This is a genomic window from Streptomyces sp. NPDC005805, from assembly GCF_040630445.1.
Classification (GTDB): domain Bacteria; phylum Actinomycetota; class Actinomycetes; order Streptomycetales; family Streptomycetaceae; genus Streptomyces.
Window position 1 is genome coordinate 1 of record NZ_JBEXXN010000091.1, and the last position, 13,329, is coordinate 13,329.

The 13,329-nt window shown below is 75.8% G+C and carries 3 protein-coding genes; all 3 read right to left on the minus strand.

All coding sequences use genetic code 11. The annotated features are described in order from the left end of the window. Nucleotides 1-92: 92 nt before the first annotated feature. Complete coding sequence (locus tag ABZ457_RS29715; RefSeq protein WP_359163887.1) at nt 93-893, minus strand: alpha/beta fold hydrolase; 801 nt, start codon at nt 891-893, stop codon at nt 93-95. A 105-nt stretch (nt 894-998) separates the two neighbouring features. Next, nucleotides 999-7,583, minus strand: a complete 6,585-nt coding sequence (locus ABZ457_RS29720) for a thioester reductase domain-containing protein (RefSeq protein ID WP_359163890.1) — start codon at nt 7,581-7,583, stop codon at nt 999-1,001. A 127-nt stretch (nt 7,584-7,710) separates the two neighbouring features. After that, on the minus strand, nt 7,711-13,329 hold a 5,619-nt coding region (locus ABZ457_RS29725), incomplete at its 5' end, for an SDR family NAD(P)-dependent oxidoreductase (protein WP_359163893.1).

Genomic DNA, 13,329 nt, shown 5'->3' on the forward strand with positions numbered 1-13,329 from the left:
GGCGGGGGCCGTCCCCCTCTCCCCCCCCCACGCGGGGGGGCGGCGGGAACCCTTCCGGAAGGGTTCCCGCCCCACAGCGTTGCCGCGTGCCCTCAGCCCGGCGGCGGGGGCACGGCGAGCGCGGACGCGATCACCCCGGCCACCCGTTCCGTGTGCGCGTCCAGATAGAAGTGCCCGCCGGGGAAGGTCAGGAACGCGCCCGCCTCGGTCGAGTGGGCGAGCCAGCCCTCCGCGTCGCCGGGCGGGACCACCGGATCGTCCTCGCCCACCAGCACCGTGAACGGGACGCCGAGCGCCGGCCCGGGCGTCCAGCGGTAGCCGGCGAGGGCCCGGTAGTCGGCGCGCAGGGCGGGCAGCACCATGCCCAGCAGCTCCGGCTCGTCCAGGACCCGGCTCCCCGTCCCGCCGAGCCGCCGGATCTCGGCCACCAGCGCGGTGTCACCGCTCACCCGGTCGCTCTGGCGCGGCTCCGGCGAGGGCGCGCCCCGCCCCGACAGGAACAGCCGCTCCGGCGCGGGCACCCCGTGGCCCCGGAGCCTGCGCGCGGTCTCGTAGGCGAGGGCCGCGCCCATGCTGTGGCCGAACAGGGCGTACGGGCGCCCGTGGCCGAGGCCGGTCGCCAGTTCGGCGGCCACCGTCTCGGCCAGGGCGGTCAGGGACTCGGCGGGCGTCTCCAGGCGGCGGTCCTGGCGGCCCGGGTACTGCACCGCGAGGACGTCGACCCGGGGGGCGAGCGCCCGGGAGAGGGGCAGATAGGCGCTGGCCGCGCCCCCGGCGTGCGGGAAGCAGATGAGCAGCGGGCCGCCGTGGCCCTCCGCCGTGCCGCCGAACCGGCGGAACCAGTGGCCCTCCAGGCGGGGCGGGGAGCCCGTGGCGCGTTCCGTCGTCGTCATCAGAGGTGTCCCGTCCGGCGGCCGGCCCCGCCCCCTCAGGGACGGGACCGGCCGCCTTGCTCGTGCGTGGAAGTGCGTGGAAGTGGAGGTGGGGGTCGTGCGGGGTCAGGCAGCCGGTGCGGGCGGGGCCGGGAAGAAGCCGGCGCGGACGAAGAAGTCCATGTACCGGCGGAACAGGGCAGCCGTCATCGGCGGGCAGCCGACACCCGTACCGTCCAGGGCCCGTTCGGCCACCGCGGTGTCGACCGGCGGATAGAACGCCTCGTTGGCGGAGGCCATCATCTCGAACGCCTCCATCAGCGGCAGCATCACATTGTCGGGGTCGGACTTCACCGCCCCGCTCCACGCGTCCCAGTCCAGCTCCGCCAACTCGTAGCCCAGCGAGCGCAGTTCGCCGACGAAACCGGCGAAGCTGCCGTGGCTCTGGTTGTAGAGGTGGAAGGTGCCGCCGGCCGACTCCGGGCGCCGGGACAGGGCGACGACCGCCGCGCTGACGTAGTCCACGGGCGTCAGATGCACCTTCCCCACCAGGCCCTTCGGCACCGCGCCCGCCTGGACCAGGCCGCGCAGGCTCAGCCACACGAAGTCCCGGGTCTGGCAGGCGCCGTTGACCGTGTCGCCGGAGATCACGTCGATCCGGTGGACCGACACCGGCAGGCCGCGCTCCCGGGCGATGCCGACGACCTGCTCGGCCACCCACTTGCTCTGGAGGTAGCCGCTGGGCAGTGCCTCGGCGGGCCCGGTCGGGTCGTCGACCCGCAGCGGCACCCCGCCCGCCAGCTCGCCCGCGAACACCCCGGTGGTGGAGAGGTAGTGCACCGGCACCGTGCGGTGCCGGGCCGCGAGGCGCAGCACCTCCCGGGTGCCGTCCACGTTCGCCGCCTTCAGGGTGGTGAAGGGGTGCAGCCAGTGGACCGTCGCCCCCGCGTGGTACACGGCGTCGGCCGTCCGGGCCAGCTCGTCGAACGCGGCCTCGGACAGCCCGAGCAGGGGCCGCGCCAGATCGCCCACGACCACCCGCAGCCGGGCCTCGTCCACCTGGTCCGCGACCTCGTAGAAGCGCAGGTTCTCGCGCAGCCGCCGCATCCCGTCCGCCTCGTCGGCCGCGCGGACCAGGCAGTGCACGGTCGCCCGGGTCTCCCGCAGCAGGTCCCGCAGCAGGAACGCGCCGAGGAAGCCGCTCGCCCCGGTCAGCAGGACATGGTCCGGGTCGGGGGCGCAGCGCACGGTCTCGGCCGCCGGGACGATCTCCTCGTCCAGGACGATCTCGGCCGCGAAGTCGGCCTGTCCACGGCCCGGCGCGCCGCCGTCCCCGGCCGGTGCGACGAGCAGCTCCCGCAGGAAGCCGGCGAGCGCGGACAGGCTCGGGTGGTCGAAGACCACCGTGGCGGGCAGGGTGGTGCCGAGGGCCGCGGAGAGCCGGTTGCGCAGCTCCACGGAGGTCAGCGAGTCGAAGCCCAGCTTCACGAAGGGCTGCTCGGTCTCCAGGGCCGCCGGGTCGGGGTGGCCGAGGATGCCCGCCGTCTCGCCCGCCACGAACTCCAGGACGACCCGGTGCTGCTCGGCCGCGCCGAGACCGGCCAGCCGCTCGGCCAGGTTCCCTTCCGCCTGCGGGGAGTTGCTCGCCGTCCGCCGCACCGGCCGCCGGACCAGGGCGGTCAGCAGCAGCGGCACCTGGGCGGGCTGCTCGCGCATCGCCACCAGGTCGAGCCCGGTGAGGACGGGCGCCGGATGCGGGTCGCCGAGCGCCAGGTCGAGCAGGGCCGGGCCCCGCTCCTGGGACACCGGCAGGAACCCGGCGCGCGCGATCCGGGCCAGATCGGCCGCGTCGAGCGACCCCGCGATGCCGTCCGACTGCTGCCACAGGCCCCAGGCGGCGGAGGTCGCGGGCAGGCCCTGCGCGGCCCGATGGGCGGCCAGGCCGTCCAGGAAGGCGTTGGCGGCCGCGTAGTTGGACTGGCCCGCGCCGCCGATGACACCCGCGATGGACGAGAACAGCACGAACGCGGAGAGGTCCAGCCCCAAGGTCAGCTCGTGCAGGTTCCACGCGGCGTCCGCCTTGGGGCGCAGCACCGCGTCGAGACGGGCGGGGTCCAGGTCGGTGACGAGTCCGTCGTCGATGAGACCGGCGGTGTGCACGACACCGGTCAGCGGGTGCTCGGCGGGGATCGCGGCCAGCACGGCGGCGAGCGCCTCGCGGTCCGCCGCGTCGCAGGCCACCACGTCCGCCTCGGCGCCGAGGGCGGCCAGCTCCTCGACCAGCCGGGCCGCGCCGGGGGCGGCGGGGCCGCGCCTGCTGAGCAGCAGCAGCCGGCGCACACCGTGGCGGGCGGCGAGATGGCGGGCGAAGAGGGAGCCGAGGCTGCCGGTGCCGCCGGTGACGAGCACGGTGCCGTCCGGGTTCCAGGCCCCGGCGGCGGTCGGGTCGGTGCTCCCGGCCCGGGCCGCCGGGGCCCGGGTGGGCGGGGCGGGGGTGCGGTGGACGCGGGGGACGAGGACCCGCCCGCCGCGTACCGCCGCCTGCGGTTCGCCGGAGACCAGCACCGAGGAGAGCACCGCTCCCAGCCACGGGTCGCCGCCGGCGTCCGTGTCGACCAGGACGATACGGCCCGGGGCCTCCGACTGCGCCGAGCGCAGCAGGCCCCAGACGGCGGCCGACGCCAGGTCCGTGACGTCCTCGCCCGGTGCGGTGGCCACCGCGCCCCGGGTCAGCACCACCAGCCGCGCGGACCCCGTCCGCTCGTCGGCCAGCCACCGCTGGACCAGCTCCAGGACCCGGCCGGTGCGCGCGTGCAGTTCGGCGACGGGATCGGCGGAGTCCGGGGCGTCCGGCCAGCCGGCGGCCGGGTACGCGTCCGTCACCAGCACCGCGTCCAGGCCGCCGCCGTCCGCCGCGAGGGCACGGGCCGCCGCGTCCACGTCCGCGAAACGGGGGCCCGCCACCGGGCCCGAGCCACGGCCCGTGCCGGGGCCGCCGAGGACACCCCAGGTGATCGCCCGCCCCGGCGGGTCCAGGGCGACCGGGGACCAGGCGACATGGAAGGCCGCGTCCCGCAGCCGCTCTCCGGCCGAGCCCAACTCCTCGGCGGCCAGGATCCGGTGGACGACCCCGCGGGCGGAGGCCACCGGCTGCCCGGCCCGGTCGGCCAGCTCCACCGACCAGCCGCCGTCACCGCCCGCACCGCCCTCCAGCGGGACGGCCCGCACCCGCAGGAAGGTCGCGCCCGTCGCGTACAGCTCGAAGCCTTCGCGCAGTCCGACCGCGACGGCCTCCCGGGCCTCCGCGTCCGCGCCCAGGGCGGGGGTGCGCAGGGCCGCGTCCAGCAGGTCCGGGTGGAGTCCGAAGCCGGCGCGCTGGGCGTGCCGGTCCTCCGGCAGCTCGATCTCGGCGTACACCTCCTCACCCAGCCGCCAGGCGGCGAGCACGCCCCGGGCCGTGTCCGCCGCGTCCAGCGGGATCGTTTCCGCGTCGGCGGGCGGCCAGGACACGGGCGCGGCGGGCGCGGCCCGGCCGCCCGGGGCGAGCCGCCCGGTGGCGTGCGACGTCCACGGCACATCGGCCCCGTCCGGGCGGCTGTAGAGGGTGAACGCCCGCTGCCCGTGCCCGTCCGGCTCACGCACGGAGAGCCGCAGATGCAGGGGCGCGTCCGCCGGGAGGACCGGCGGGGCGTGCACGGTCAACTCCGCCAGCGCGCCCGCGCCGAGGGTGTCCCCGGCGCCGACCGCCAGCTCCACGACGGCGGCCGTGGGCAGCACCCCGGTGCCGGAGACGGTGTGCCCGGCCAGCCACGGGTGGCTGCGCGGCGACACTCGCCCGGTGAACAGCGCCCCCTCGGAGTCCGGCAGGTCCACGACCGCGCCGAGCAGCGCGTGCCCGCCCGGCACCAGACCGAGCCCGGCCGCGTCGGCGGGACCGCCCCCGGGAGCGACCCAGTACCGCTCGTGCTGGAAGGCGTAGGTGGGCAGCGCCACCGCGCGGGCGCCCGTGCCCGCGAAGTACGCGTCCCAGTCGATCCGCACCCCGCGCTGGTGCAGCGCGCCGACCGCCTGCGCCAGCGCGGCGGGCTCCTCGTGGCTCCGGCGCAGGGCGGGGACGGCCAGCAGGGCGTCCGGGTCCTGGACGCTGTCGTGCGCGAGGGCGGTGAGGACCGCGTCCGGGCCGATCTCCAGGAAGGCGGTCGCCCCCTCGGCCTCCAGGGCGCGCACCGCGTGCAGGAACTTGACGCCCTCCCGGACCTGGGTGACCCAGTAGTCGGGCGAGGTGAGCTGGGCGGCCGTCGCGGGCCGGCCGGTCACCGTGGACACCAGGGGGATCGCCGGTGCGTGGTACGTCAGTTCGGCGGCGACGGCACGGTAGGCGTCGAGCATCCCCTCCATGTGCGCCGAGTGGAAGGCGTGGCTGACGGAGAGCCGCTTGACCGCCGCGCCGCGTTCCCGCCAGTGGGTGGCGACCGCGTCCACGGCGTCCTCGTCGCCCGCGACCACCACGGAACGGGGGCTGTTCACCGCGGCCACGCACACCGCGCCGCCGTGGCTGCGCAGCGAGGCGGCCACATCGTGCTCCGGCGCCTGGATCGCGAGCATCGCGCCGTGCTGCGGCGCCGACTGCATCAGGCGGGCGCGGGTGGTGACCAGCCGGGCGGCGTCGGGAAGGTCGAGGACGCCGGCGAGGTGGGCGGCGGTGAGTTCGCCGATGGAGTGTCCGGCGAGGAGGTCGGGGGTGATGCCCCAGGACTTCAGGAGGTGGTGGAGGGCGACTTCGACGGAGAAGAGGGCGGGTTGGGTGTATTCGGTGCGGTCGAGTCCGTCGCCGGTGGTGATGATCTCGCGCAGGGGGCGGTCGAGATGGGGGTCGAGCGCGGCGATCGCCGTGTCGAAGGCTTCGGCGAACGCGGGGTAGGCGGCGGCGAGTTCCTGGCCCATGCCGATGCGCTGGGCGCCCTGCCCGGTGTAGAGGAACGCGAGCTTTCCGGGAGTGGCCCGGGTGCCGGTGGTGAGGGCGGGGTGCGGGGTGCCCTCGGCCAGCGCCCGCAGGGCCTCGCGGAAGGTGCCGGGGTCGGCCGCGGTCACGGTCGCCCGGTGGTCGAAGGCGGCCCGTCTCGTCGCCAGGCTGTGGCCGATGTCCAGCGCCGACAGCCCCGGGTGCGCCTCGGTGTATGCGACGAGCCGCGCGGCCTGGTCCCGCAGCGCGGGGGCCGACTTGGCGGAGAGCCCCCACGGTACGACCGGCAACTCCCTTACGGCAGAAGGGATTTCCGCCGCCGGCTCGGACGGCGCCTCCTCGATCACCACATGCGCGTTCGTCCCGCTCACCCCGAACGCGGACACCCCCGCCCGGCGCGGACGCCCCTCCGGCGCCGTCCAGTCGCGGGCCTCGGTCAGCAGCTCCACCGCCCCCGCCGACCAGTCGACATGCGAGGTCGGGGCGTCCACATGCAGGGTCTTCGGCAGGACGCCGTGGCGCATCGCCTGGATCATCTTGATGACCCCGCCCACGCCCGCCGCCGCCACCGAGTGCCCGATGTTGGACTTCAGCGACCCCAGGTAGAGGGGCCGGTCCTGCGGCCGGTGCCGGCCGTACGTCGCGAGGAGGGCCCCCGCCTCGATCGGGTCGCCCAGCCGCGTCCCGGTGCCGTGCGCCTCCACCGCGTCCACGTCCGCCGTGCCCAGCCCGGCCGAGGCGAGGGCGTCCCGGATGACCCGCTCCTGGGAGGGGCCGTTGGGGGCGGTCAGTCCGTTGCTCGCGCCGTCCTGGTTGACGGCCGAGCCCCGGATCACGGCCAGCACCGGGTGCCCGTTCCGCCGGGCGTCGGACAGCCGCTCCACCAGCAGCAGGCCGACGCCCTCGCTCCACCCCGTGCCGTCCGCGCTCTCGGCGAAGGATTTGCAGCGGCCGTCCGCCGCCAGCCCCCGCTGCCGCGAGAAGTCGACGAAACCGTTCGGCGAACCGGAGACCGTCGCACCGCCCGCCAGGGCGAGCGCCGACTCGCCCGACCGCAGCGACTGCACCGCCATGTGCAGCGCCACCAGCGACGAGGAGCAGGCCGTGTCCATGGAGACCGCCGGGCCCTCGAAACCGAAGGTGTAGGAGATCCGGCCCGAGGCGACACTGCTGAGCTTGCTCGTCATCAGATAGCCCTCGAACTCCTCGGGCCCCTCCCGGTCGAGATAGCTCTGCTCCACGACCCCGGCGAACACACCCGTCCGCGACCCCTTCAGCGACGCCGGGTCGATGCCCGCGCTCTCGAACGCCTCCCAGGCCGCCTCCAGGAGCACCCGCTGCTGCGGGTCCATGCCGAGCGCCTCACGCGGCGAGATACCGAAGAACGGCGCGTCGAACTCGGCCGCCCCGTCGAGGAACCCGCCCTCGCGGGTGTACGAGCGGCCCGGCTTCCCGGGCTCCGGGTCGTACAGGCCCTCCACGTCCCAGCCGCGGTCGGTCGGCCACTCGGTGATCCCGTCCCGGCCCTCGCGGACCAGCTCCCACAGGTCCTCCGGGGAGCGCACCCCGCCCGGATAGCGGCACGCCATCCCGACGACCGCGATCGGCTCGTCCCGCGCCGCCTCCAGGTCGGCGATCTTCTGACGCGCCTTGTGCAGATCGGCCGTGACCCACTTCAGGTACTCGACCAGCTTCTCCTCGCCGGCAGGCCCGTTGGTCTGATTGGTCTGGTCGGACTGGTTCGACATGGCGGTTCGGTCTCTCCTCGTGTCGGCGGGGCGCACCCGGTGCGCCCCGCTGGGGCAGGGGTCCTGCGCGGGCCGGAGGCGGCCACCGGCCCGCCGCCGCGAGCGCAGCGGCGGGTCCGGTGCCCGCTCAGCTCGCGGTACGGCCGAGCTGGTTGTCGATGAACGCGAAGATCTCCGCCGTCGAGGCCGACTCCAGCGACTCGGCCGCGTCCTCCGCGCCCGCGTCACCCGCCGGCGCGCCCGCGTCCGCGAGCCGGGACAGCAGCGCCTCCAGCCGTGCCGACACCGCCCGCCGGGTCTCCTCGTCGTCGCCCGCCGTCGCGAGGACGCCCTCGAAGCGGTCGAGTTCGGCCAGGGCACGGTCCGCGCCCCGGGCCTCGCCCAGGTCCATCCGGTCCAGCAGATGCGCCGTCAGCGCGGTCGGGCTCGGATGGTCGAAGACCACCGTCGACGGCAGTCGCACCCCGGTCTGCGCGGTCAGCCGGTTGCTCAGGTCCACGGCCGTCATGGAGTCGAAGCCCAGCTCCTTGAACGGGTGGTCCGGCTCCACGGTGTGCGCGCCGGACCGGCCCAGCACCGTCGAGATCTCCGCCCGGACGACGTCCAGTACGGCCGTCTCCCGGTCCGCGGCGGCCAGTTCGGCGAGCCGGGCCGCCAGGGCCCCGTCACCGTTCCCGCCGTCCCCGGACGCGGCGGACCGCCGTCCGTTCGGCCGGACCAGGGAGTGGAACACCGACGGCACCCGGCCGTGCGCCCGCATCGCCGAGGCGTCCACGGGCAGCGCCAGCAACTGCGCCTCCCCGTCCACCAGGGCGGAGTGCAGCAGCGCCGCGCCCTCGGCCGGGGCGATCAGGCGGAAGCCCTCACGGGCGTACCGGGCCCGGCCCGCGTCGCCGATGCCCGCGCCCACACCGCCCGGCGCGTCCCACAGGCCCCAGGCCACCGAGGTCGCCGCCAGCCCGAGCGCGGCCCGGTGCCCGGCCAGCCCGTCCAGGAAGGCGTTCGCGGCCGCGTACCCGGACTGCCCGGGACCGCCGACCACCCCCGTGCTCGACGAGAACAGCACGAACGCGGAGAGGTCCAGGTCCCGGGTCAGCTCGTGCAGATACCAGGCCGCGTCCGCCTTGGGCGCGAGGACGGCGGCGGTGCGCTCCGCGGTCAGATCGGCGAGCAGCGCGTTGTCGACCGCGCCGGCCGCGTGCACCACCCCGGTCAGCGGATGCGCGGCCGGGATGCCGGCGAGCAGCGCGGCGAGCGCCGCCCGGTCCGACACGTCGCAGGCGACCACCTCGGCCACCGCCCCCGACTCCGCCAGCTCGGCGACCAGTTCGGCCGCCCCCGGCGCGTCCGGGCCGCGCCGGGACACCAGCAGCAGCCGCCGCAGATGGTGCTCCGCGACCAGGTGCCGGGCCGTCAGCGCGCCGAGCGCCCCGGTGCCGCCGGTGATCAGCACGGTGCCGTCCGGGTCCCAGGACATGGCCTGCCCGTCGGTGCCCAGCGTCGACGCCGAACTGCGCTGCACCCGGGGCAGGCGCACCGTGCCGCCGCGCACGGCGGCCTGCGGCTCACCCGCCGCGACCACCGCGGCCAGCGCCTCGGCCGGCAGCGGCAGCGGGGCCGCGCCGGCCGGCCGCAGCCCGGTGCCCAGGGGCCGGTCGTCCGAACCGAGCGGCTGCTCCAGGTCCACCAGCACGATCCTGTCCGGCGCCTCGGCCTGCGCGGACCGCAGCAGCCCCCACACGGCCGCCGCCGCGAGATCCGACACCCCCTCGATACCGGTGGTCACCGCGCCCCGGGTCAGCACGACCAGGGGCAGCTCCGTCAGGCGCTCGTCCGCCAGCCACTCCCGCACCAGGGCGAGGACCCGGCCGGTGCGCCGGTGCAGCGCGGTGACCACATCGGGCACCGCGGAACCGTCGGCGTCCTCGGGTGTCGTCCCCGCCCAGACGCGTACGGCGTCCACGGGCGCGCCCCCGGCCGCCACCGCCTCGGCGACCTCCCGGACGCTCCCGAACGGCAGCCCGTCCTGCCCGAGCGCGCCGTCCGCCTCCGCGCCGCCCAGCACACCCCAGCGCAAGGGCACCGGGGGCGCGGCCGGTTCGGCGGGTGTCCACAGCAGCCGGTACAGCGGCAGGGCGGCGCCGCCCGCCGGGGCGAACTCGGCGGCGGGCACGTCCTGGTGGACGAGCCGGTCCACCGTCAGCACCGGCTGGTCCGCCGCGTCCGACAGCGTCAGCGACAGCGCGCCGTCGTCCCGCCGGGACCAGCGCACCCGCACGGCCGTCGCGCCCGTCGCGTGCAGCCGCACCCCGGACCAGCCGGCGGGCACCCGGACCGCGCCCGGGGGCACCGGGCCGAGGTCGCCGCGCTCCTCGGCCGCGTCCAGGACCGCTTCCAGGGCCGCGTCGAGCAGCCACGGGTGCAGCCCGTACGCGGCGGCCTCGGCGGCGAGGGCGGTGTCCAGCTCCACGGTGGCGGCGACGGGACCGGTGGTGTCGGCCTCGGTGGATGCGTCGGTCTCGGTGGGTGCGGGGGCCTCGGTGAGGACGCCCTCGGCGTGCACGGTCCACCGGCCGGCCTCCCCCTCCGGGCGGGCGTGCAGGGTGAACGCGTGCCGGGACCCCTCGCCGTCCGCCGGGACGACCGAGAGCTGCACCTCCAGCGCGCCGTTGCGGGGCAGCACCAGCGGCGTCCGGACGGTGAGACGTTCCACCGCCGTGGCCTCCAGCTCGTCCCCGGCCCGGATCACCAGGTCCACGAGCGCGGCCGGCGGGACGACCGGGGTCCCCTCCACGATGTGCGCGGAGGTGTGTTCGGCCAGCCATGGTTGCCGGTGCTGGGCCAGTCCTCCGGTGAACAACCGGGCCGCGCCGTCGGCGACCTCCACCACGCGGTCGAGGACCGCGTGACCCAGGCCGCCCGCCTCGGGGCGGCGGGCGGCGTCGCCGGTGAGCCAGTACCGCTCGCGCTGGAAGGCGTAGCCGGGGAGCGTGACGCGCCCGGCGCCCGGCACCGGTCCGGTGCCGGCGAAGTACGCCTCCCAGTCCACCGCGACTCCGCTGTTGTGGAGGGCGCCGAGAGCGGCCGTGACCGTCGCCGCCTCCCCCCGGCCCCGCCGCTGCACGGCGACGGCGTGCCCGTCGACCGTGTCACGGGCGAGGGAGGCGAGGACGGTGTCGGGGCCGATTTCGAGGTAGTGGGTGGTGCCCTGGGCCGCGAGGGTGGTGAGGGTGTCGGTGAGGCGGACGGTGCCTCGGATGTGGTTGGTCCAGTAGTCGGGGGAGGTGAGTTCGGCTTCGGTGGCGAGCTGGCCGGTGAGGGTGGAGACGAGGGGGATGCGGGGTGGGTGGTAGGTGAGCTGGGATGCCTCCGCGCGGAATTGGTCGAGGATCGGGTCCATGTGGGGGGAGTGGAAGGCGTGGGAGACCTTGAGGGGGGTGGTCTTGCGGCCCTGGTCGCGGAAGTGGGCGGCGACGGCCTCCACGGCGTCCGCGTCGCCCGCGAGGACGAGTGAGGTGGGGCTGTTGAGGGCGGCTATGGCCGTGCGGCCCTCGGTGAGGTGGGGCGTGACCTCCTCTTCGGTGGCTTGGATCGCGACCATCGCGCCGCCGGGTTGGGCGTTCTGCATGAGGCGGGCGCGGGTGGTGACGAGGCGGGCGGCGTCGGGGAGGTCGAGGACTCCGGCGAGGTGGGCGGCGGTGAGTTCGCCGATGGAGTGTCCGGCGAGGAGGTCGGGGGTGATGCCCCAGGACTTCAGGAGGTGGTGGAGGGCGACTTCGACGGCGAAGAGGGCGGGTTGGGTGTATTCGGTGCGGTCGAGTCCGTCGCCGGTGGTGATGATTTCGCGCAGGGGGCGGTCGAGGTGGGGGTCGAGAGCTGCGATCGCCGTGTCGAAGGCTTCGGCGAAGGCGGGGTAGGCGGCGGCGAGTTCCTGGCCCATGCCGATGCGCTGGGCGCCCTGCCCGGTGTAGAGGAACGCCAGCTTGCCGACCGCGCTCCGGTTGCCGGTGGTCAGCGCGGGGTGGGGCGTGTCGCCGGCCAGGGCCCGCAGGGCCTCGTTCAGGGTGCCGGGGTCGGCGGCCGTCACCGCCGCCCGGTGGTCGAACGCGGACCGCGTGGTCGCGAGACCGTGGGCGATCTCGACCGGCGTGAGGTGCGGATTCGCCTCGGTGTACGCGAGGAGCCGCGCGGCCTGGTCCCGTAGCGCGGGGGCCGACTTGGCGGAGAGCACCCACGGCACGACGGGCAACTCCCGTACCGCGTCCGTGCTTTCCCCGGTGACCGGTTCTTCCGGAGCCTCCACGATCACATGCGCGTTCGTCCCGCTGATCCCGAACGAGGAGACGGCGGCCCGGCGCGGGCGCCCCTCCGGGGCCGTCCAGTCGCGGGCCTCGGTCAGCAGCTCCACCGCCCCCGCGTCCCAGTCGACGTGTGAGCTGGGCGCGTCCACATGCAGGGTCTTCGGCAGGACGCCGTGGCGCATCGCCTGCACCATCTTGATGATGCTGCCGACACCGGCCGCCGCCTGGGTGTGCCCGATGTTGGACTTCAGGGAGCCGAGGTAGAGCGGCCGGTCCTCGGCGCGGTCCTGGCCGTACGTCGCGAGCAGTGCCTGCGCCTCGATCGGGTCGCCCAGGGTGGTGCCGGTGCCGTGCGCCTCCACCGCGTCCACATCGGCGGTGGTCAGGCCCGCGTTGCTCAGCGCCTGGCGGATGACCCGCTCCTGGGAGGGGCCGTTGGGAGCCGTGAGCCCGTTGCTGGCACCGTCCTGGTTGACGGCCGAGCCCCGGATGACAGCAAGGACCTGGTGTCCGTTGCGGCGCGCGTCGGAGAGACGCTCGACGAGGAGCAGGCCCGCTCCCTCGCTCCAGCCCGTCCCGTCGGCACCCGCGGCGAACGGCTTGCAGCGGCCGTCCGCCGCCAGCCCGCGTTGCCGGGAGAACTCCACGAAGGACATCGGCGACGCCATCACGGTGACCCCGCCCGCGAGAGCCAGATCGCATTCACCGGACCGTAGCGCGTTCGCCGCCATGTGCAGTGCCACCAGCGACGAGGAGCACGCGGTGTCCACAGTGACGGCAGGGCCTTCGAGCCCCAGGGTGTACGAGATACGGCCGGACGCGATGCTGCCCGCGTTGCCGCCCGCGAGATAGCCCTCCAGGTCCTCGGGCGCCGTACCGATCCCCGAGCCGTAGTCGTGGTACATCACGCCCGTGAACACGCCCGTCCGGGAGCCCCGGAGGGCGGCCGGCACCAGACCCGCGTTCTCCAGGGTCTCCCAGGCGGTCTCCAGGAGGAGGCGCTGCTGCGGATCGGTGGCCAGGGCCTCGCGCGGTGACATCCCGAAGAACTCCGGGTCGAAGAGGTCCGCGTCGTGCAGGAAGCCGCCGTGGCGGGTGTAGGAGGTGCCGATGTGGTCGGGGTCCGGGTCGTAGAGGCGCTCCAGGTCCCAGCCCCGGTTGACGGGGAACTCGCTGATGGCGTCGGTGCCTTCGGCGACCAGCCGCCACAACTCGTCCGGGGAGGACACCCTGCCGGGGTAACGGCACGCCATGCCGACGATCGCGATCGGCTCGTCCGAGGCGTGGCCCGCCACTGATACCGCAGCCGGGACCGGGGCCGTCGCGTCCCCCAGCAGCGCGGTGTGCAGATGGGTGGCGAGGGCGGTGGGGTTGGGGTGGTCGAAGACGAGGGTGGTGGGGAGGCGGAGTGTGGTGGCGGTGTTGAGTTGGTTGCGGAGTTCGAC